The following is a 22,625-nucleotide window of genomic DNA, read 5'->3' as shown; positions in this document are numbered from 1 at the left end:
GTTTATATTAATTCGTTACGCTGTCTCCTATCTGAGCTGGTTGAATCGCTTTCATCACCATCGCGTAACTGATATTGTCATAAACTTTGAATAGCATCAGCTCACCCACTTTTTCACTGGGCATATGCCATACAGTGCTATCCTCATTGTTTTCCTCACCAAACCAAGAGCCAACTTCCCCTACGAGCTTATCAAGACTGCTAGAGTCTTCTAAATATTTTGGCATCCCATTACGCTCTACGACTGTCGGAGACTGGCGTAATATGTCCAGTACGCTGCCTTCAACTAGATGCTGCTTACTGCCGACATTGAGCACCACAACAGACATCGGGCCAAATTCACTGTGTTGATTGCTACTGGCGATAATGGTGCCATCAACCGCCTTCGTAGGCCTACTCATTTTAAAAGTCGCCTTAAAATCTTGACCTTGTGGCAATGGTATTAAAAAGTCACCCGCTTTAATTTCCCTTTTAACCGCTTCAACTTTTACAGTACTTGGCACCCCTTCAGAAATATCTCCCGCTTTCAAAGCGCGTGCAGTTCCCACCAAGATGGTTTCATATGCCAATGTTTTTAGGCCATCTTTATAAGCACTGCCCCGACGATAAATACCATAATTTCCACCTCGAACGAGATTGCCTTTTACATACAGCAAATGACCCGTAATGCTCATTTTAAAATTTTTGTTGGCGCCCAGCACAATGGGATAAGCATCAATGTCATCTTGATCAAGTGCTTGATCGTAGCTTAAGTAAGGTTCTAATACCGAAAGAGGTAACGTCGGTATTGCCATGCCTTTTTCTGCTATGATACGCACGTGTGGAGATAATTTTCTTACCCCTTTGTCAATTACTAATATCGGATTTCCGTGCTCATCTTGTCCGAGCGATAAGATATCACCGGGGTAAATCAAATGCGGATTATCAATTTGCGGGTTTTGATGCCAAAGCTTTCGCCACTTCCAAGGGCTATTTAAATACAAACTCGAAATATCCCATAGTGTGTCACCCTTCTTAACCACATACCGCTTGGGCGCGTCAGATTTAACCGTCAAAGTATCGGCCATCGTAGGGAATACAGCTGAAGCTGCCAGTAATAAGGCTGCAATTTGAGATTTCATTCCGAATTCCTTGAGTTATTTTTAGATATTATCCACCAAAACCTGTTAAAGGGGAACGTGAATGGCTAAAATAAGAGCATACATTACCCCATTTATACAGACTGTAAAAGGTATCCATGGCAAAGTTAGAAGTGCTTACATTTCCAGACGAGCGTTTGCGTACAGTGGCAAAACCGGTGGAAGAAGTAAATGATGAAATACGTCAAATCGTCAAAGACATGTTAGAAACCATGTATGAAGAAAATGGCGTTGGTTTAGCAGCAACACAAGTTGATATTCATCAGCGTATTGTGGTGATCGACGTATCAGAAGAACGCAATGAACCATATGTTTTGATCAACCCTGAAATCATCGCCACAGAAGGGACTATGGTCTGCGAAGAAGGCTGTCTATCTGTACCCTACTCATATGCAAAAGTAGACCGTGCTGAGAAAGTGACCGTCAAAGCCCTCAATGAAAATGGCGAAGAGTACCAATTTGATGCGCAAGAACTGCTGTCAAACTGTGTACAGCATGAGTTAGATCACCTTGCAGGCAAGCTTTTCATTGATTACCTGTCGCCTCTTAAGCGCCAACGTATCAAAAAGAAAATTGAAAAAGAAGCGCGCCTAGCGGCTAAAGCGTAATCATACACATTTTTTATTGGACAGATTATTCGTGAATACCCCTTTACGTATCGTGTTTGCGGGCACGCCAGATTTTGCTGCACGCCACCTTCAAGCATTGCTCGACTCCCATCATGAAGTTGTTGCAGTGTACAGTACACCAGATAAACCAGCTGGTCGCGGAAAAAAACTAAAAGCCAGTGAAGTAAAAACACTCGCTCTAGAGAATAACCTGCCAGTTATCCAGCCCGCTTCTCTAAAAAACGACGAAGCAACGCAACAACTTGCTGAGTTAAATGCTGATGTCATGGTTGTGGTTGCCTATGGACTACTACTGCCAAAGGCCATTTTAGATACGCCTAAACTTGGCTGCCTTAACGTACACGGCTCTATTTTGCCAAGATGGCGTGGTGCTGCCCCTATTCAACGTGCTATTTGGGCTGGGGATAAAGAAACCGGTGTGACCATCATGCAAATGGATGAAGGCTTAGATACCGGTGACATGCTACATATCGCCACATGTCCAATCGATACGCAGGAAACCAGTGCAAGCCTATATGCAAAACTCGCAGAGTTAGGTCCGTCTGCATTGGTAGAAACGTTAGATAAGCTCGCAGCGGGTAACATCACCCCAGAAGCGCAAGATGATACCCTATCAAACTACGCACAAAAGCTCTCTAAGCAAGAGGCTGACATTGATTGGACAATGGAAGCCGAGCAAATTGAGCGTAATATCCGCGCGTTCAATCCGTGGCCGATGTGCTTTACACAAATGCAGTCACAAGCAGTGAAAATTTGGCAAGCCAATGTCGTCGAACAGCAAGGTGAGGCCGGTACAGTGTTAAGCGCAGACAAACAAGGTATTGTCGTTGCGTGTGGCACCCATGCCTTACAAATCACCCAACTGCAACCGCAGGGTAAAAAGCCAATGTCAGCGCAAGACTTTTTAAATGGTCGTGCTGAATGGGTAACACCAGGCAATAAGGTAGGTGCCTAATGGCGAATGTACGCGCACTCGCGGCACAAACACTATTTCAAGTCGTCGATAAAGGCCAGTCACTCACAGCGCAATTGCCTTATGCTAGCCAAAAGCTACCAGTCAAAGATCGCGCTTTACTGCAGCAAATGTGTTACGGCGTGCTGCGCTATTTGCCGAGCCTTGAAAACTATTGTCAGCAGTTACTTGATCAACCATTACGAGGCAAGCGTCGCGTTTTTCAGTTTTTGCTTTATGTCGGTATCTATCAACTTCAGCATATGCGCGTCCCCGCTCATGCGGCGGTAGCAGAAACTGTTAATGCACTTAAGTCATTAGGTGCACCAGGCATGAAAGGCCTAGTCAACGCAGTACTGCGCAACTTTCAACGTCAGCAGGCAACTCTTGAGCAAAGTGCAAATGAAATCATGGTCTGTCAGTACAATCACCCAAGTTGGTTTATTAAAAAGATTCAAGCTGCTTACCCAGATACTTGGTCTGACATTCTAGAAGCCAATCAGCTACAAGCCCCTATGTGGCTGCGTGTAAATCAGCGTCAAGCCGATACGGATACCTACGCTCAGCAACTAGATAAAGCGGACATTGACTATACTCTGGATGAATCTCACCCCGATGGTATTTTACTTGAGCACCCAGTAGATGTAACACAATTACCAGGCTTCTCAACGGGTGCAAGCTCTGTGCAAGATGCAGCGGCACAAATGGCAGCCCGCTTATTATCACCACAAGATGGAGATAATATCTTAGATGCATGCGCAGCACCGGGTGGAAAAACCTGTCATATATTAGAACTTGCAGATGCCCAAGTCACTGCATTAGATGCTGACGAGAAGCGTTTAGAGCGCGTCACCGATAATCTTAATCGCTTGTCATTAACGGCACAGTGCGTGCATGGGCTTGCCGATGAACCTGATAGCTGGTGGCAAGGCGAGCAATTTGATCGTATTCTGTTAGACGTACCTTGTTCTGCAACTGGTGTGATCCGTCGTCACCCTGATATCAAATGGTTAAGACGCGCAGCAGACATTGATGAACTGGCTGCGTTACAAGCCAAAATACTGGATAACATCTGGCCATTACTCAAGTCAGGCGGTACTTTAGTCTATGCGACCTGCTCTGTATTGCCGGAAGAAAACCACCAGCAGATCAGTGCTTTCTTATCACGCACAGACGATGCACAGCATATTGCTTTGCATGCACAAGACAAGGTAGAACAGCCTGGCTTACAATTATTGCCTGGCATCACGGATGGCTTCTATTACGCCAAGTTGCAAAAACTCTAAACGTTGTAAGTTTAAGCTATGAAAATCATTATTTTAGGCGCTGGACAAGTTGGCGGTACACTGGCAGAAAACCTCGTTGGTGAGCAAAACGAAATCACGGTCGTTGATATCGATGGTGAGCGTTTACGTGAACTACAGGATAAATATGACCTGCAAGGCGTCAATGGACATAGTGCGCACCCAGAAGTGCTTAGGCAAGCGGGTGCCGAAGATGCCGATATGATCATTGCTGTGACTAGTTCCGACGAAGTGAACATGGTTGCGTGCCAAGTCGCCTATAGTATTTTCAATACGCCCACAAAAATTGCTCGGATCCGATCCGAGCAATATTTAGACTATCGCGAAAAACTATTCCACAACGATGACCTCCCCGTAGATCATTACATTGCACCTGAGCAATTGGTCACAAAGTATATTCGTCGATTAATTGATTACCCTGGCGCACTGCAAGTACTGCAATTTGCAGATGGCATGCTGTCACTGGTCGCGGTCAAAGCCTATTATGGTGGCTTACTGGTTGGTTATGCACTGTCAGCACTGAAAGAGCATATTCCTAATGTTGATACTCGAGTCGCTGCAATTTACCGTCAAGGTAAAGCAATCAAGCCACTGGGCACAACCGTGATAGAAGCGGATGATGAAGTCTTCTTTATCGCCGCTACTAAACACATCCGCGCAGTCATGAATGAGCTGCAAAAACTTGAGCAATCGTATAAAAAAATCATGATAGCCGGTGGTGGTAATATCGGTGCAGGCCTTGCTCGCTCGTTAGAAAAAAATCACAGTGTAAAACTGATTGAACGTAATCATAGTCGCGCATCTCAGCTTTCTGAAATGCTTGATAACACAGTTGTATTCTGTGGTGACGCCTCTGATCAAGAGCTTCTGTCTGAAGAACATATCGAACAAGTGGATGTGTTTATTGCGGTCACCAATGATGATGAAGCCAATATCATGGCTGCCATGTTGGCCAAGCGCATGGGTGCGCAAAAAACCATGGTACTGATCCAACGCAGTGCCTATGTTGATCTTGTGCAAGGTGGTGAAATTGATATCGCAATCTCACCTCAGCAAGCCACGATTTCGGCACTCCTCACTCATGTTCGCCGCGGTGATATCGTCAATGTTTACTCGCTTCGTAAGGGAGCTGCAGAAGCCATCGAAGCCGTCGCACACGGCGATGAAAACACTTCCAAAGTTGTGGGTCGAGCTATCCGTGATATTAGGTTGCCACACGGCACTACCATTGGTGCGATAGTGAGAGACTCGGAAGTACTGATAGCCCATGATCACACAGTGATTGAGTCAGGTGATCACGTGATCATGTTCTTAATCGATAAAAAGCAAATTGGTGTTGTGGAAAAGTTATTCCAAGTCAGTGCGCTATTCGTATAACGTGTATCTGAGATGGCCAGTGTGCGCCATCTCGTCATCACACAGGGCTACTCGTTACCCAGTACAGAAATATCAATTAAATAGTCTTTAAGTATCGCCTGCACTTGCTTATCTTGGCTTTCTAAGTGAATCCCCAATGACACAACGTCTTCTTGGTTTTCTTTCACTCGACACACTTTACCAACAAGCGTCAGTTTTTTTGCATCTTTGCCTTCAATTAAAATTTCACAAGACAGTTCTTTTAACTCTTCTGGCAAATGCGTTTTCTGAACATCAAACATTAAACCCGCCAAAGAAATATCCTTGATGACACCCACTTCACTTTTACCTTCTACATTTAGTACCGCAGGTATCAAAGTAGGAATGCGCGTCTGAGCACGTAGTTTATAGGTTTGTACTTCGTTAGGATAATACAGGTAGATGAGTTTGGCTGGGTGCGTGGTAACTGATTTAATGGTTTCTTTAAATGCGATAATTTGTCCATCACCTTCCTCTGGTAAAGCACGTACAATCACCTCTGTGCCTTCTTTGACATAATCCATTGCCGCCCCCAAGCGCTGATGGCTAGGGTGGTTTAAAATAATAAATTGATTCTCAAGCGCACCAACAAACTCTGTTTTGATCCGCTTGCGATTGGCTGGCAGTACAATCTCCATATCGACAATACTTCCCGCTCGCATCTGTAAAACCTGCAAACGATTTTCTGCCAACTCTTGTATAGTCATGCTAAATACCTCTAACGCTTCCATTGTTTATTTTAGCAGTATGACGCCCCTATATGACGCCAACGCATAATTACTATGAATTATCGTCTAGATATAAAAAAACTTTAACTTTTACACGGGATTTCACACTTGATGATGGGTTTAAGCGCCCATCATCAGACTTTTGGAGGGAGTAAAAAGCGCAGCCCTAAAGCGCGTTGCCAAGGCACCCTTGCCTTGGCATAAATTCAATATTCAGAAAACTAGCCACGCCAGAACGTTGGCGTGAATAACACTAATAGAGTAAATATTTCTAAGCGTCCAAATACCATCGCCAGCGTTAAAATCCACTTAGCAGTATCGGTGATATCACCATAGTGCGCCGCCACATCTCCCAGGCCAGGACCTAGGTTATTAAGGCAAGCAGCAGTTGCAGAAAACGCGGTGATATTATCAAGCCCCGTGCCCAGTAGCGCGATCATGATGATCACAAACACCAAAGCGTAGGCAGAGAAAAACCCCCATACCGCTTCAACCACCTTGTCTGGTAAGGCTTTTCTACCTAACTTAATAGAATAGATGGCTCTTGGATGTACCAAACGATTTAGCTCTCTGATCCCCTGCAAGTACAGTAAAAACACCCGAACTACCTTCATCCCCCCACCAGTAGAGCCGGCACAACCGCCAATAAAACTGGAAAAAATCAGCAAAATAGGCAAAAACAGCGGCCAAGCTGAAAAACTATCGGTTGCAAAACCCGCAGTTGTACTGATTGAAACTGCTTGGAATAAAGCATGATCTAACGTCTCATCACCATCGCTATACACTTGATTTGAAGACAATACCGCAAAACAGATTACCACCAGCGCCAGTTGAATAAACAGAAAGACTTTAAACTCAGGGTCGCGTAAATATGCTCGCACACTGCGACTTGCCACCGCCGCATAATGCAACGAGAAATTAATCGCCGCAATGAGTAAGAACACCACACAGATAAAGTTAATCATCGGGCTATCAAAGTGACCAATCGACGCGTCATACGTAGAAAAGCCGCCTATCGCAATGGTCGCAAACGCATGACAAATGGCATCAAACCAGCCCATTCCAGCAAATTTATACGCCATTGTACACGCTGCGGTCAGAGCCACATAAATGTACCAAAGGTGTTTTGCCGTATCGGCAATACGCGGCGTCATTTTCGAGTCTTTTACCGGCCCCGGTGTTTCTGCACGATATAACTGCATCCCACCAACGCCAAGCATAGGCAGCACGGCGACCGCAAGTACAATGATCCCCATGCCACCGAGCCACTGTAACTGTTGACGATAAAACAGTACTGACTTTGGTAAATACTCTATTCCGGTTAAGACCGTAGCACCTGTGGTTGTTAATCCAGAAAACGCTTCAAATACCGCGTCGGCAAAAGAGAGGTTAGGTTCATCGAGAAATATAAGAGGTACGGATGCAAACGATCCCAGTACCAACCAAAATAACACCACAATCAAAAAGCCTTCTCGGGCTTTGAGTTCACCGCGTTCTTTTCGGTTTGGGTAATAGGCCATCAGACCAATTAAGACACTAAAGATAAAAGCCAAAACGAAAGGCACACCACCACCATCTTTGTAGATCAAAGACACCAGTGCTGGCGGCACCATAGTCAAACTAAACAGTGCGACGAGTTGGCCAAGAATTTTTATAATGGTACGAAATTGCATAACGCAGATCGCTTGTTGTTATGATTAAACTTGATTGTCTAATACACTTGGGCGTTAGTAAACCTCATAACCCGACAAAGCAATTACTTTTGTAGTTTCATTGCCACACTACCGTGGGTCAGATCAAATATTGACTGAATGGCCAGCTTGGCTTCTCGGGCATCAATCTCTATTTGCCAGCCAATATTTGCTGTAAACGTATGTTGGATATTCAGCACCTGATACTGGCTAGCTAAATGCTGCTCAATGACTCCTTGCAGCGCATAGTCGGACTCTCCAATGAGTATTGCTGCAGGTACTTTCACAGCGGTCGTCAACACATTCAAGGCATTATTCAAAGTGCCGCCATAAGCTCGAACTAGACCACCTGTTCCAAGTTTAATCCCCCCGAAATAACGCGTCGTCACCGCAGTAACTTCACCAATGCCAGAACCCATTAAGACATTCAACATGGGTTTTCCAGCCGTACCATTCGGCTCACCATCATCAGAAAAACCTAAAACATGACTGCCTCCTGGAGCCCCAGCCACATGCGCCCAACAGTTGTGACGTGCATCTGGGTATGCGTCATTAATACTGCGAATAAATGCTTTTGCATCGTCCACTGTAGGGGTATGCGCAACATGCACCAAAAACGTACTTTTTTTGATTTCTTCGTGGTGTGAAATGGTTTCAGTTGGGATTTTATATTCTGACATAAAGTATTTTCTAGCAAAAAGGAGCCTTTCGACTCCTTTTATTAAACAAGCTGAGCCGCACTTGAACCAATACGACACACCAACATATTAATCTAAGTTAAGATCGCGCGTCATATTCTCAAGACGGTCTTCGTGAACAATAATGTTGTCTTCAATACGGATCCCGCCATATGGCTTAAACTGGTCAACCTTATCCCAATTGATATGCTGCGCGTGTTCACCTTTCGCTAAATCACCGAGTAATGAATCAATGAAATATAAACCAGGCTCAATGGTAAATACCTGCCCAGCTTCAATGCGTCTTGTACAACGTAAGAACGGGTGCCCTTCAGGTGGTGCCTGATGTGTACCTTGCTCATCAGCCATAAAGCCACCCATATCATGTACTTGCAAACCAATGTGGTGGCCCAATCCATGTGGGAAGAACGTCGATGAAATGCCCTTCTCAACAATCTCATCCGCACCTAAGTTCACCACTTTAAAGTCAGACAAAATTTGCGCTATACGACGATGGCAATCAATGTGTAGATCACCGTACAGTTTACCCGGCTCAAGTGCATTACCAAGGGCTATTTGATGTTGGTTTAACGCATCTACCATTTCTGCAAATTGCCCTTGCTTAGCAAAGTCATAGGTACGCGTGATGTCTGATGCATAGCCATTGAAATTAGCACCAGCATCAATCAAGAACGATAAATGCTTGCTCGGTGCCTGACGTTCAAAATGTGTATAGTGCAAAATGGAGCAATGCTGATTGAGCGCCACGATGTTACCGTAAGGCGTATCATTTTCCATATGTGCAGTGGCATTCAAATACGCCTGCTGAATAGAAAACTCAGATCCACCCGCATAAAATTCATCTCTGGCAGCTTGGTGGCCAAGCACTGCGATGCGGTTAGCTTCACGCAAACAGGTCAGCTCATATTGTGTTTTATAAGCACGATGATAATGCAGAAAGTTCATTACTGGCTCTGGGTTCATTTGACCAAAACCAAGCGCTTGCGCGACCTCGAGGTATTCGCCGATATAAGCAAACTTCTCTTTGTCGTAAGGCAGTAGTTTTTCAACCTGCTCAGGGTGCACTAACAGCGTAATATCAAAGTGCTCAGCCCAAAAATCACTTGGTTCATCAGGGACTTTATGCCAAAAATCCACAGGACGATAAAAAATCAATTTAGGCTTATCTACGCCATTGACCACTAACCAACAGTGTGGATTATCGATGACCGGTAACCAAGCTTTAAACTGCGGATTAACTTTAAATGGATAATACATATCATCCAAAAACTGGCGTTTAGCTTGACCGGAATGAATAACTAAGCCATCTAGGCCTTCGCGCTCAACGATGGTTTTAGTACGCGCCTGAAGCGTAGTGATATGCTCTGCATACAAATTTGCTAATGTGTCCACAGTGTACCCATATTAGTTCTGTTCAATTATGTTTGAGTCTAACATAGCACCGTCTCAAAAACGATGCCATGCCAACTCCTTGAAATGACGTCACAGCACGACGCTTTAACGTTTGCCGCCTATACTCATATCCAAGATCCCTGCCAACACATTCCCCTCTCGACCAAGCTTGGTATGATAGACCTGTCGATACGCCATCACATTTTTCACATAGTCCCGAGTTTCTCGATATGGAATAAGCTCAATCCATAATTCAGCTGGCATGGCTTCATCCGGTACCCAGCGCTTCACTCTGTGATAACCAGCGTTATAAGAAGCAGTCGCCAATATCTCATTGCCCTTGGTTTTACGCTTTAAATACTCCAAATAGTCCGTCCCAAGACGAATATTTATAGACGGAGTCATCAACTGCTTTTTAGAGACACGCTTTTTCGCCACGTAACGGGCTGTGCTCGGCAGCATTTGCATCAAGCCATAAGCATCAGCAGAGGATCTCGCATCTGGTGCAAAGCTGCTTTCACGACGTGCCACCGCATAGCTCCAAGCAAGATCAACCCGATTTCGTTCACTATAACGTTCAAATAAACTGTCAAACGCCATCGGGAAGCGTAAATCAACATAGTTCCATGCTTTAATCTGCGCTAAGGTGTAAATGGTGCTGTCATACCAGTCTAATTCTGCAGCCAATATCGATGCAGCAAGCTTTTCCTCAGTACTGGAAGTGTTAGTTAAATAGTTCCATTCTCTACGAGCGTGGGTAAAACGCTCCAGCTCATACAGTGCTTTTGCCCGTTTAAAGCCGGGCGCTTGTGACACATTCGCTAACGTTTGCTCATTGACATCCAGTGACTGCGCATTCATTGACGGTGGTAAATTCAGTCGCGCCGCTGCCAGAAATCCATAATAATCTCGCTTACTGGCCAGTGACTGCCAAAGTGAGGTCGCTTTGGCTGAGTCTCCGCGCTTAAAGTAGCTGTAACCGAGCCAATAAGCTTGCCCATTGCTCAAGTTATCCATACCTGTGAACAGTGCCGCGATCCCTTCCCAATCTTGCTCTTTGAGCATATTACTCATCAGCCATTGACGGAGCTTCACATCTTGTAATTCAGTTGGTACTTTATTTAACCAAAAACGCGCTTGCTCATGCCCTTTTGATGCCAAAGCCAGCGCAAAGCGATAAGCAACGCTGTCTTTCTGCGCTTGGCTAAATTCAAACATGTCTTGCAGTTTATCCCACGCTCTTAGCGCCAACTTAGGGTCTCGCCAAATAAGTCGTCTGACGCCATACACCGCGATTTCACTTTCTTTTTGACTGCGTTGTTTATAACGATACAACCCTGCTGACGCGCTTGGGTTTCTGCGCACCGCCACATATAAATCTGCAAGATACGCTTCATTACTTGGCAACAAGGTTTTTAAGTACTTAATTAGCGAGGTTTGACCGCCCTGTGCTGCCTTGGTAATGCGTTGCCAAATTAACGCTTGTGAGCGGTAACCTGCTTTTTGCCACTGTGAAAATAACTTATCACAGGCTTTAGGTTGTGACTTGCCCACCACCCACAAAGGTTCAACTTGATCTAAAATGGCTTTTTTAGGCGCGCCTAAATCCAGTTGAAACTGCAAATATGTACATTTTAACTCTGCATTATTTGTTGTCTGATAATGTTCAATAAATAACGCTTTCTTACCGCGCTTTTTTAAATAGTTCAGCCAGCTTTTGCGCACAGGCCAATCCAAGGGCGTGTGGTCATAGACAGATAAAAACTGACTAATTTCTGCTTGATATTTTAATCTGGGATGACGTTTATAAAATGTCATCTCAACATAAGGCTTCAATGGATGATCGAGCTCATCCAGTGCATGTTTAAATTTAGTGTAATTTCCTGACCAAGCTATTCGCTCAGCTTGTATAAAATCTTGATGGGGCTTTTGCGCATACCCTTGGGTACTTAACAAAGTGAAAAAAGCGCACATACCCGTACTAAAAAACCGAGAGATCCGTAATTTCATGGCGACCTATACTTACATAAATGCGTTGTATATCCAGACCCAGCTAATTTAAAAACCGTGTTTAAAGACAAAAGCTGAGTACTTTCTTAATTAAACTGCACCAGAGCAGTCTTGAGCAGCACCTATGCCCTACTCGTAATCAAGTTATGCATGATTGAAGGTTTAAATAAACTGAATGCGTAAACCTTAAAACACCTTAGTCCAATCTATGCACTTAGCCACCTTAACATCCCAATTTATGCTTTACAGTAAATCTGCGGTAAATTTTTCATTGCAATTTTCATTTAAAGACGCCACACTGAATGAAATGACAACTCATCGTACCAGTGTCACGGAGAACAAGTATGTTAATCAAAAGCGAGTCCTTTGTAGTTGATTTTTGCAAAGGCAATATTGCTGAGTTTAAGTTTTGTCTGCCCGGTTCGGTCAACAAACTTTCTCAACAAACCCTGCAAGACTGTGCCAAAGCACTAGCTGAACTCAGCACACGTGATGATGTAAAAGGCCTAGTTTTTACCAGTGATAAAGACCACTTTATTGTTGGCGCCGATATCTTCGAATTCTTACCTACCTTTAATCGCCCTGAACAAGAGCTCGTAAGTTGGATCAAAGATGCCACTGACGTATTCGATGCGATTGAAGATTTACCTTTTCCAACTCTATCTGCCATCAACGGCCTAGCACTGGGTGGCGGATGTGAGTGGGTACTTGCTACCGATTATCGTATTGCAACCCCAAATGCCAAAATCGGTTTACCTGAAGTCAAGCTTGGAATTATGCCGGGTTTTGGTGGTACCGTGAGATTGCCTCGTGTGATTGGTGCAGATAATGCCATGACTTGGATTTCAACCGGTCAGGAAAATCGCGCACCCGATGCCTTTAAAGTCGGCGCATTAGATGCCGTTGTTGCAGCGGATAAATTAATGGACGCCGCGATAAAAACACTAGAACAAGCCATTGATGGTAAGCTCGATTGGCAAGCAAAGCGCCAACTTAAACTTGAGCCTTTAAAGATGAATCGTGTCGAGCAAGGCATGAGCTTTGCAATGGCAGAAGGCATGGTCATGGCAAAAACCAAAGGCCACTACCCTGCGCCAGTGATGGCAGTCAAAACCATCAAAGCGGCCGCTAACCAGACTCGCACAGAGGCTATGGCAATCGAAAATGCCAACTTTGCAAAGCTAGCCAAAACGGCAGAAGCGGCAGCGCAAACCGGTATTTTCCTAGCGGACCAGTACATTAAAGGCGTTGCCAAAAAACAAGCCAAAGCAAGCCAACTTGATATTAAGCAAGCGGCTGTACTCGGTGCTGGTATTATGGGTGGCGGCATTGCCTACCAGTCAGCCTACAAAGGCACGCCGATTGTCATGAAGGATATCAACCAAGCTGCGCTTGATTTAGGCATGGGCGAAGCGGCCGGCCTACTGGGTAAAAAAGTAAAACGCGGCCACATGAAAACAGAGAAAATGGTTGCCACGCTTGGGAAAATAAAACCAACACTCAACGAACGTGATTTAGAAAACTCAGACATCATTGTTGAAGCCGTTGTCGAAAACCCACAAGTTAAAAAAGCAGTGCTGGCTGATTTAGAAAAGCAGTTACCAAAAGGCACTGTACTGACGTCAAATACCTCTACTATCCGTATTGATGAATTAGCAACCGCGCTTGAAAATCCGGAATATTTCTGTGGTATGCACTTCTTTAACCCAGTACCTAAGATGCCGTTGGTTGAAATCATTCGTGGTGAAAAAACCTCAGATAACACAGTAGCAGCGGTTGTTGACTACGCATTGAAACTTGGTAAGTCGCCAATTGTCGTGAATGACTGCCCGGGCTTTTTCGTAAACCGCGTCTTATTCCCTTATTTTGCAGGCTTCAGTAAGCTCGTAGTTGAAGGGGCTGACTTTAGTCAAATAGACAAAGTCATGGAAAATGTATTTGGTTGGCCTATGGGTCCAGCTTACCTGCTTGATGTCGTCGGTATCGACACTGCCAATCACTGTACAGGTGTGATGGCCGAGGGTTTCCCAACCCGCATGGCCCGTCAAGACAAAGACCCGGTTGCCTTACTGGCCAATGCAGAGCGTTTTGGTCAAAAGAATCAAAAAGGGTTTTACCAATATGCGCCAGATAGAAAAGGCCGCTTGAAAAAGAGTAAAGATCCTGAATCATTGACGCTTTTGAGTCAGATTTGTAATGATGCGCAGCAGTTCGACAAACAAACCATTATTGAGCGTTGCATGATCCCTCTAATCAACGAAGTACTGCTTTGTTTGCAAGAAGGCATTGTCGCTTCACCGCAAGAAGCAGATATGGCACTCATTTACGGTATTGGCTTCCCGCCATTTAGAGGTGGCGCTTTCCGTTACTTAGATCAAATTGGTTTGAGCGAGTTTGTTGCTATGGCCGATAAATATGCTGACTTAGGTGAAATTTACCAAGTTTCTGAGCAAACACGTGCTTGGGCAGCAGAAGGTAAAGTGTTCTATCAAGTGGAGGGCCAGTAATATGGAACATGCAGTTATCGTAGATTGTCTTCGTACCCCTATGGGTCGATCCAAAGGCGGTGTGTTTAAGCATCGTCGTGCAGAAGACCTCAGCGCACACCTAATGAAAGGCCTACTTGAGCGCAACCCACAAGTTGCCCCAGAATCCATTGATGATATTTATTGGGGTTGTGTACAACAAACACTTGAACAAGGTTTTAATGTTGCACGTAACGCAGCGCTTCTAGCTGGTATCCCTCATTCAGTACCCGCTGTTACCGTGAACAGATTATGTGGTTCATCCATGCAAGCACTGCATGATGCAGCGCGCGCTATCATGACAGGTGCAGGCGATACCTACCTTATTGGTGGTGTTGAGCATATGGGTCATGTTCCTATGACCCATGGCGTAGACTTTCACCCAGGCCTTTCAACTTCGGTAGCACAAGCAGCTGGCGTTATGGGCTTAACTGCTGAGTACCTTGCTACGTTACATGGTATTAATCGCGAGCAGCAAGATGCATTTGCAGTACGCTCACACCAACGCGCTCACGCAGCCAGTGTTGAAGGCCGCTTTGCAAAAGAAATTTTACCGACCGAAGGGCATGACGAACATGGCATTCCCGTATTGGTTGAACATGATGAAGTTATCCGCCCTGAAACTAATCTGGAAGGACTGAGCCAATTACGTCCTGTGTTTAATCCAGCCAGTGGCACTGTGACTGCAGGTACTTCCTCTGCATTGTCTGACGGCGCGTCTGCCATGCTCGTCATGAGCGAAAGCAAAGCCAAAGAACTTGGACTGCCGATCAGGGCGCGTGTTAAATCAATGGCTGTTGCGGGCTGCGATCCATCTATCATGGGGTATGGACCTGTTCCAGCGAGCCAAAAAGCGCTTAAACAAGCGGGAATTCAAGTGGAAGACCTAGATGTAGTCGAGCTGAATGAAGCATTCGCAGCACAGTCTCTGCCAGTAATGAAAGACCTAGGGTTGCTGGAAGTTGCCGACGAAAAAGTAAACCTGAATGGCGGCGCCATCGCACTTGGCCATCCGTTGGGTTGCTCAGGTTCGAGGATCAGCACGTCGCTTATTCATATTATGGAAGAAAAAGATGCCAAATATGGCCTCGCAACCATGTGCATTGGTTTAGGGCAAGGCATCGCCACCGTATTTGAACGCGTGAATTAATACGCTTGTTGTCATCACCCATTTCAACTTGGTAACCAAGGCAAAGTCACGATGTGTGGCTTTGCCTTTTTTATCGCCTCTTTCAATTTCAAGTTATTCTAACAAATTACCTCAGCCCTCTTTAAATCTTCATACATGCCAAGTTAAAATATCTTTTTTTATAATAGCTAAGTGCAATTTTATGAGTTTTGATAATGCCGACCATACATTAGATGCCGTTGGGCTGCGTTGCCCTGAACCGGTTATGATGATCCGTGGCATGGTGCGAAAAATGAATCATGGTGAAACATTATTAATCGTGGCTGATGACCCATCGACCACTCGCGATATACCGAACTTTTGTGAGTTTATGGATCACACATTAGTTGCTCAAGAAACCGCGCAAGCACCCTACCAATATTTGATTAAAAAGGGCCAATAAGCCCTTTTTAACCAGTCAGAGATAACCTCTGCCACAAGTCACCTTTTACATAAATAGTGTTCTCAGTGCTCCATATCTCATAGCACTGTTGCACATCTCCCCTAATTAAACTTAAAGGTTTACCCACACAGTAGTGCATAAATGTGTAAACTCACACCGAGCATTCAATGAATTATTTTATAAAGCAATGCGGTAGTTTAAAAAATAGGTAAACAACAAAGTAAAAGGAAAAATATATGAAATTACAGCTAAAAACAAAAAAAATTAAAAACCTAGACCTTCAAGCTATCAAACCAACCCAAACGAATGCAGTCGCAGGCGGTCGAGCCAGCGTTCATGTTTGTGCGTCTCGTGATTACCCTTGTAAACCTGAATAGTATTAAACTTTAGCTATACGGCAAGCACGAAAACTTGCCGTTTCACTTAGGACTACACTTAGATCCACACCTTAAGCTCGCATCGACCCGTTACATAACAACATTGTATTATTTTTTAGTCTCTTTGAATTAAAACAGCAGGCTTATGCGACACCCTGTAATCTAGTGTGATGCGATACCATCCTTTTTTATCTGGTGTAAAACTAAAGTAATTATAAATAGTATTGCAATCGGCCGGCTGCGGTTGTCCGAGTGTTACTAAGCTTTGGTAGCGATAACCACAGTTATATCCTTGGCTCCATGCCTCATCCGCGATTTTAAATTCATATACTTTGCCTGGGCTCATAAACCGAGCGCGAACCGAATATGTGCCATTCCCTTGAGGCTTAAGCTGGTATATATCTTCGGCATCCCATAAACTAAAATCACCGCGCAGATACAAAGCTCGATCAATGACTTTCGCTTCCGCTTGGCTCACACCATTACTCGTTTTCTCTCCCACTTGTGGAGAAGCACAGCCAGCAAGCCCTAATAATATTAAGATGGATAACGCGATTTTATTTTGCACTTGTCTCACCTTTTTTATCAATAAAAAAGCCAGCATCATAGCTGGCTTCACAGATTATTTTTATCTTAGTTTTGTAAAACTGAGATATCCGCTGTGTTTAAGAATAAGCGACTCAACTGGCTCAGTAGTGCCAAACGGTTATTCTTAACCGCTTCCTCATCTGCCATAACCATCACATTATCGAAGAAGTTATCAACCGCTTCACGTAGGCTTGCCAAACGCGTCAACGCTTGTTGATAGTCGCCTTGTGCATATACAGGAGCAAGCTCTTCAGTCAGTGCCGCAACTTGCTCTGCCAGTTGTTTCTCAGCATCTTCAATCAATAACTCAGTCGACACTGCTGCATCGCTGGTTACATTATTCTTCGCCAAGATGTTGTTCACACGCTTGTTAGCAGCAGCAAGTGCTTCAGCTTCATCCAATGTACGGAAGTGGCTAACTGCTTTCACACGGCGATCGAAATCAACCGGTTGTTCTGGACGACGTGCCAATACCGCTTGGATCACATCAACACTAATCCCTTCGTCTTGATACCAAGCGCGGAAACGACCTAGCATAAACTCAAAGACATCATCTGCAACCTTGTCATTTGTCAGCTTGTCACCAAACAGGGTTTGTGCCTTAGCAACAATGTCTAAAATGTCTAACTGAAGCTCTTTCTCAACCATGATACGTAATGCACCAATGGCAGCACGACGCAATGCAAATGGGTCTTTATCGCCTTTTGGAATTTGGCCAATACCAAAAATACCCACTAGCGTGTCAAACTTATCAGCCAATGCAACGGCAAAACTAACTGGGTTTGACGGCAACGCATCACCTGCAAAACGCGGCATATATTGCTCGTTTTGTGCAACGGCCACTTCTTCTGCTTCACCGTCAATGCGCGCATAGTGCATACCCATAACGCCCTGAACATCTGTAAACTCCATGACCATTTCAGTCATTAAATCTGTTTTACTCAGAAGGCCAGCGCGCTCTGCCAATACTTTATCCGCACCAAGTTGATCAGCGATATAGCCTGCCAATGCAGCAATACGCTCAGATTTGTCTTTCAATGTGCCCAGCTGTTTTTGGAATAAAACGCTGCCAAGCGACTCTAAACGACTTTCCAGAGTTTTCTTCTTATCTGTTTCAAAGAAGAACTGCGCATCCGCTAAACGCGGACGAACCACTTTTTCATTGCCTGAGATAACTACACTTGGATCTTTGCTTTCAATGTTTGATACAAATAAGAACTTATTGATCAGCTCCCCTTTGTCATTCAATAACGGAAAGTACTTCTGGTCATCTTTCATCGTATAGATGAGGGCTTCATCTGGTACAGACAAGAACGCTTCATCAAATGATGCGGTCAATGTTACCGGCCATTCAACTAACGACGTTACTTCTTCAAGTAAGTCTTCATCCATTGCCACAACCGCACCGAGTTTTGCAGCTTCCGCTTCAATCTGCGCACGGATCTGTGCTTTACGCACATCATAATCAGCAATGACATATGCCTTCTTTAAGGTATCAAAAATTTCATCAGCATGCGCTAAAGTCGTACGTGCCGGGTGATGGAAACGGTGACCTTGAAGCTCATTACTGATCTGTTTGCCCAGTACTTCACCTTTAATGATCTCATTACCTAGCAGTGCTGCAACCGTGTGCACAGGGCGGATAAATTGCGTTTTATTCGCCCCCCAACGCATTGGCTTAGGGATCGGTAATTTTGCTAAGGCTTTTGCAATGACATCGCTCAGTAGTTCCGTTGCCTGTTGGCCTTTGACAGTCGCCTTGTGAAGTAACCAAGCGCCCTTTTCAGTTTCTAACTTGTCAGCTTCGCTAACATCAATGCCACAACCGCGTGCCCAACCTTGTGCAGCTTTTGTCGGGTTACCCTCGGCATCAAATGCCGCTTTAATCGCTGGGCCTCGTTTTTCAACGACTTTGTCTTGCTGCTGAGTCTCAAGTTGTTTTACTTGAATACCTAAACGGCGAGGCGATGCATACCAACTCACACCTTGGTGCGCAAGCTCTAGCGCTTCTAATTCCGCCGCAGTGTTTTGAGCAAATGCTTCAGCTAACTTGCGCAGTGCTTTTGGTGGTAATTCTTCAGTACCAATTTCTACTAATAAATTTTCAGTTGTCATGATCAGTCCTTACAAAGCGGGAATCCAAGTGCTTCACGCGCTTCAAAATAAGCTTGTGCACACGCTTTTGATAATGCTCTTACACGCAAGATATAACGCTGACGCTCTGTCACAGAAATTGCGTGACGCGCATCTAATAAATTGAATGCATGAGACGCTTTCATTACTTGCTCATAAGCTGGTAATGGTAAGCCCGCTTCGATTAACTTTTGGCTTTCTTTTTCGCACTGATCGAACTGGTTAAATAACGCATCAACGTCTGCATGCTCAAAGTTGTAAGTCGATTGCTCGATTTCATTTTGCATGAATACGTCACCATAAGTCACACGGCCCATAGGACCATCTGTCCATATTAGGTCATAGATGCTATCCACACCTTGTATATACATGGCTAAACGCTCTAAACCATAAGTGATTTCACCCGTTACCGGAGAACACTCAATACCACCGACTTGCTGGAAATAAGTGAACTGGGTTACTTCCATGCCGTTTAGCCATACTTCCCAACCTAGACCCCAAGCACCTAATGTAGGTGACTCCCAATTATCTTCAACAAAACGAACTTCGTGGGTTAATGTGTCTATGCCCAGCGCTTCTAATGAGCCAAGGTATAACTCTTGAATATTATCCGGTGATGGCTTAAGAACAACTTGGAATTGATAATAGTGTTGTAAACGGTTCGGGTTTTCACCATAGCGACCATCAGTTGGTCTACGACATGGCTGAACATACGCGCTCGACATTGGCTCCGGACCAATTGATTTCAGGAAAGTCATCGGGTGGAATGTGCCCGCACCAACTTCCATATCTAGTGGTTGTGCAATTACACAGCCTTGCTGTGCCCAATAGTCCTGTAAAGCCAGGATCAACCCTTGAAAGGTTTTGATATCATATTTTTGCATAGTTGGCTTTTATATTTATTTGGTACATGGGACTCAAATTAGCAGTAAATCAAATAGCGCAAAATTGAGTTTTAATGATTGAAAATTATGCTCAGTATACCGTGTGCAGTGCACAGAATTAAGCGTTAAAACGAAAAAAAGGAGGGTTTCCCCTCCTTTTTTATGGATTTGCTATGAGGCAGAGTTATACGTCTAAGTTAACTACTCTTAGTGCATTCTGCTCAATGAAGTCACGACGAGGTTCGACTTGGTCACCCATCAATGTAGCGAATAGCTGATCTGCTGCAATGGCGTCTTCGATAGTCACTCGTAGCATACGACGAGCATCAGGGTCCATGGTTGTTTCCCACAACTGGTCTGGGTTCATCTCACCCAATCCTTTATAGCGTTGTGTATACAAGCCACGCTTAGACTCATTGATTAGCCAATCAAGGGCTTCAACGAAGCTGCTAACAGGCTGAGTCTTCTCACCGCGCTGGATATAGCCTCCTTCCTCGATGATATGCGCGATTTGCTTACCTGTGTTTGCAATGCGTGCATAATCTTTAGAAGTAATAAAGTCATAACTTAGAGTGTGTGCTTTATCAACGCCGTGCTGACGAATATTCACTACTGGATAATACATGTGACGTTCATCATCATAGCTCACTGCTGCTGAGAAAATTGTCGCATCATCGTCATGCTTAATAAGATCAGCAACAAGTGCTTCGCTCCAAGCAGATACTTTTGCTTCATCACTTAAGTCTGCTTCAGTCAGCTCTGGCTGGTAAACAAGACGATTCATAATGGAAGCTGGGTATTTACGCTGCAAACGCCCAATTACATCAACAGTCTTTTGATAATCATGTACCAAGTTTTCTAAACGATTACCTTCAATAGCAGCAGCCCCTTCGTTTGAATAAAGTGCTGCGCCATCAAGCGCTAATGTTGTTAGGTACTCAGTCAATGCATGATCATCTTTAATATAACGCTCTTGCTTACCTTTTTTCACTTTATAAAGTGGTGGCTGAGCAATATACACATAACCACGTTCGATGATTTCTGGCATTTGGCGATAGAAGAAGGTCAATAGCAGCGTACGAATGTGTGAGCCGTCCACGTCCGCATCGGTCATGATAATGATGCTATGATAACGTAACTTTTCTGGGTCATATTCATCACGGCCAATGCCACAGCCAAGCGCGGTGATCAGTGTTGCAACTTCTTGTGAAGACAACATTTTATCAAAACGTGCTTTTTCAACGTTTAAGATCTTACCTTTCAAAGGCAGTATCGCTTGGTTCTTACGGTTACGGCCTTGCTTAGCAGAACCACCTGCCGAGTCACCCTCCACTATATATAGTTCCGATAACCCTGGGTCTTTTTCTTGGCAGTCAGCCAATTTACCAGGTAAGCCAGCTAAGTCCATAACACCTTTACGACGTGTCATCTCTCTTGCTTTACGCGCAGCTTCACGTGCTCTTGCAGCATCAACAATCTTATTTACAACTGTTTTAGCATCTTGCGGGTTTTCAAGTAAGAATTCATTCAGCTTCTCAGCCATGGCTTGCTCAACAGCGCCTTTTACTTCACTTGAAACGAGCTTGTCTTTTGTCTGAGACGAGAACTTCGGATCCGGTACTTTCACACTGACAACTGCAGTTAGACCTTCACGCGCATCATCACCGGTTGCACTGGTCTTGTTCTTCTTATTAAAGCCCTCTTTTTCCATATAGGTGTTAAGTGTTCTTGTTAACGCCGCACGGAATCCAGCTAGGTGAGTACCACCATCTCGCTGTGGAATATTGTTCGTGAAACAATAGATGTTCTCTTGGAAACCATCATTCCACTGCATAGAAACTTCAACGCTGATGCCATCTTCACGCTCAGTGGTAAAGTGGAAAACATGTTGATGTACTGGTGTTTTTTTACGGTTAAGGTATTCAACAAACGCTTGGATACCACCTTCATATTTGAAGTGGTCACTTTTATTTTCTTCACGCTCATCGGTAAGAATAATACTTACACCAGAGTTTAGGAAAGACAGTTCACGAAGACGCTTCGCAAGAATGTCATAGTGGAAGTTTATATCAGAGAAGGTTTCTGGGCTTGGCCAAAATCTCAGTTCAGTACCTGTTGATTCTGCTTCACCGATAATTGCTAAAGGTGCATCTGGCACACCCATAGTGTACTTTTGTTGATGCACTTCGCCATCTCGGCGGATAGTTAATTGTAGTTTTTCAGAAAGTGCATTAACAACAGAAACACCTACACCGTGTAGACCACCAGATACTTTATATGAGTTATCATCAAACTTACCACCAGCATGTAGTACAGTCATGATTACTTCAGCAGCTGAAACGCCTTCTTCTGGGTGAATCGAGGTTGGTATACCACGACCATTGTCGCGTACAGAAACAGAACCATCAGTATGAATTGTCACGAATATATCGTCACAGTATCCAGCTAATGCTTCATCAATTGAGTTATCAACAACTTCGAAGACCATGTGATGTAATCCAGTTCCATCATCAGTGTCGCCGATATACATTCCTGGACGCTTTCTTACTGCGTCCAATCCCTTCAGTACTTTAATACTGGATGAATCATAATTATCAGACATGGTTAATT

18 protein-coding genes are annotated in these 22,625 nt (G+C 44.4%); 8 read left to right on the top strand and 10 right to left on the bottom strand.

Features of this window, described 5'->3' with window-relative positions; genetic code table 11:
* Positions 1-7: 7 nt before the first annotated feature.
* Positions 8-1,120, bottom strand: a complete 1,113-nt coding sequence (locus L1077_RS21465) for a LysM peptidoglycan-binding domain-containing protein (RefSeq protein WP_237138918.1) — start codon at positions 1,118-1,120, stop codon at positions 8-10.
* A gap of 116 nt (positions 1,121-1,236) precedes the next feature.
* Between L1077_RS21465 and def the strand changes: the two genes are divergently transcribed.
* The 4 genes from def to trkA are packed head-to-tail and all read left to right on the top strand — an operon-like array spanning position 1,237 to position 5,400.
* Positions 1,237-1,746 (top strand): peptide deformylase, encoded by a 510-nt coding sequence (gene def / locus L1077_RS21460; protein ID WP_237138917.1) that lies wholly within the window; start codon positions 1,237-1,239, stop codon positions 1,744-1,746.
* A 31-nt stretch (positions 1,747-1,777) separates the two neighbouring features.
* Complete coding sequence (gene fmt, locus L1077_RS21455; protein ID WP_237138916.1) at positions 1,778-2,722, top strand: methionyl-tRNA formyltransferase; 945 nt, start codon at positions 1,778-1,780, stop codon at positions 2,720-2,722.
* Entirely contained in the window at positions 2,722-4,005 is a 1,284-nt protein-coding gene (gene rsmB, locus L1077_RS21450; RefSeq protein WP_237138915.1) for a 16S rRNA (cytosine(967)-C(5))-methyltransferase RsmB, read from the top strand. The genes fmt and rsmB overlap by 1 nt, the downstream gene beginning before the upstream one ends.
* Positions 4,006-4,023: 18 nt before the next feature.
* Entirely contained in the window at positions 4,024-5,400 is a 1,377-nt protein-coding gene (gene trkA / locus L1077_RS21445; protein ID WP_063360141.1) for a Trk system potassium transporter TrkA, read from the top strand.
* A 47-nt stretch (positions 5,401-5,447) separates the two neighbouring features.
* Here the strand turns inward: trkA and L1077_RS21440 are convergent, their stop codons facing one another.
* The 5 genes from L1077_RS21440 to L1077_RS21420 form a co-directional block, all read right to left on the bottom strand.
* Positions 5,448-6,125 (bottom strand): flagellar brake domain-containing protein, encoded by a 678-nt coding sequence (locus tag L1077_RS21440; RefSeq protein WP_237138914.1) that lies wholly within the window; start codon positions 6,123-6,125, stop codon positions 5,448-5,450.
* 242 nt (positions 6,126-6,367) lie between these two features.
* Positions 6,368-7,819 (bottom strand): TrkH family potassium uptake protein, encoded by a 1,452-nt coding sequence (locus L1077_RS21435; protein ID WP_237138913.1) that lies wholly within the window; start codon positions 7,817-7,819, stop codon positions 6,368-6,370.
* 83 nt (positions 7,820-7,902) lie between these two features.
* Positions 7,903-8,517: a YigZ family protein gene (locus tag L1077_RS21430; protein WP_237138912.1), complete on the bottom strand. Its 615-nt coding sequence runs from the start codon at positions 8,515-8,517 to the stop codon at positions 7,903-7,905.
* An 87-nt stretch (positions 8,518-8,604) separates the two neighbouring features.
* Positions 8,605-9,927 (bottom strand): Xaa-Pro dipeptidase, encoded by a 1,323-nt coding sequence (pepQ, locus tag L1077_RS21425; protein WP_237138911.1) that lies wholly within the window; start codon positions 9,925-9,927, stop codon positions 8,605-8,607.
* 105 nt (positions 9,928-10,032) lie between these two features.
* Positions 10,033-11,901 (bottom strand): transglycosylase SLT domain-containing protein, encoded by a 1,869-nt coding sequence (locus L1077_RS21420; protein WP_237138928.1) that lies wholly within the window; start codon positions 11,899-11,901, stop codon positions 10,033-10,035.
* A 380-nt stretch (positions 11,902-12,281) separates the two neighbouring features.
* Here L1077_RS21420 and fadB point away from each other — a divergent pair, with 380 nt between their 5' ends.
* From fadB to L1077_RS21400, 4 genes are all read left to right on the top strand, one after another.
* Positions 12,282-14,444, top strand: a complete 2,163-nt coding sequence (gene fadB, locus L1077_RS21415; RefSeq protein ID WP_237138910.1) for a fatty acid oxidation complex subunit alpha FadB — start codon at positions 12,282-12,284, stop codon at positions 14,442-14,444.
* A 1-nt stretch (position 14,445) separates the two neighbouring features.
* On the top strand, positions 14,446-15,612 hold the full coding sequence (gene fadA, locus L1077_RS21410) for an acetyl-CoA C-acyltransferase FadA (protein WP_237138909.1): 1,167 nt from the start codon (positions 14,446-14,448) through the stop codon (positions 15,610-15,612).
* Between the two features lie 181 nt (positions 15,613-15,793).
* Positions 15,794-16,033 (top strand): sulfurtransferase TusA, encoded by a 240-nt coding sequence (gene tusA / locus L1077_RS21405; protein WP_063360147.1) that lies wholly within the window; start codon positions 15,794-15,796, stop codon positions 16,031-16,033.
* Between the two features lie 236 nt (positions 16,034-16,269).
* A complete protein-coding gene (locus L1077_RS21400) occupies positions 16,270-16,410 on the top strand; it encodes a hypothetical protein (RefSeq protein WP_237138908.1) in 141 nt (46 codons plus the stop codon).
* 115 nt (positions 16,411-16,525) lie between these two features.
* Here L1077_RS21400 and L1077_RS21395 read toward each other — a convergent pair whose 3' ends face one another.
* The 4 genes from L1077_RS21395 to gyrB all read right to left on the bottom strand — a co-directional run bounded on the left by L1077_RS21395 (position 16,526) and on the right by gyrB (position 22,617).
* On the bottom strand, positions 16,526-16,978 hold the full coding sequence (locus L1077_RS21395; RefSeq protein WP_237138907.1) for a hypothetical protein: 453 nt from the start codon (positions 16,976-16,978) through the stop codon (positions 16,526-16,528).
* A 65-nt stretch (positions 16,979-17,043) separates the two neighbouring features.
* A complete protein-coding gene (glyS, locus tag L1077_RS21390) occupies positions 17,044-19,113 on the bottom strand; it encodes a glycine--tRNA ligase subunit beta (protein ID WP_237138906.1) in 2,070 nt (689 codons plus the stop codon).
* A 2-nt stretch (positions 19,114-19,115) separates the two neighbouring features.
* Entirely contained in the window at positions 19,116-20,015 is a 900-nt protein-coding gene (gene glyQ / locus L1077_RS21385; RefSeq protein ID WP_237138905.1) for a glycine--tRNA ligase subunit alpha, read from the bottom strand.
* 184 nt (positions 20,016-20,199) lie between these two features.
* On the bottom strand, positions 20,200-22,617 hold the full coding sequence (gene gyrB, locus L1077_RS21380) for a DNA topoisomerase (ATP-hydrolyzing) subunit B (RefSeq protein ID WP_063360150.1): 2,418 nt from the start codon (positions 22,615-22,617) through the stop codon (positions 20,200-20,202).
* Positions 22,618-22,625 lie beyond the last annotated feature (8 nt).

This window comes from Pseudoalteromonas luteoviolacea, assembly GCF_021654285.1.
GTDB classification, from domain to species: domain Bacteria; phylum Pseudomonadota; class Gammaproteobacteria; order Enterobacterales; family Alteromonadaceae; genus Pseudoalteromonas; species Pseudoalteromonas luteoviolacea_J.
This window is presented reverse-complemented; position numbering and strand designations above follow the sequence as displayed.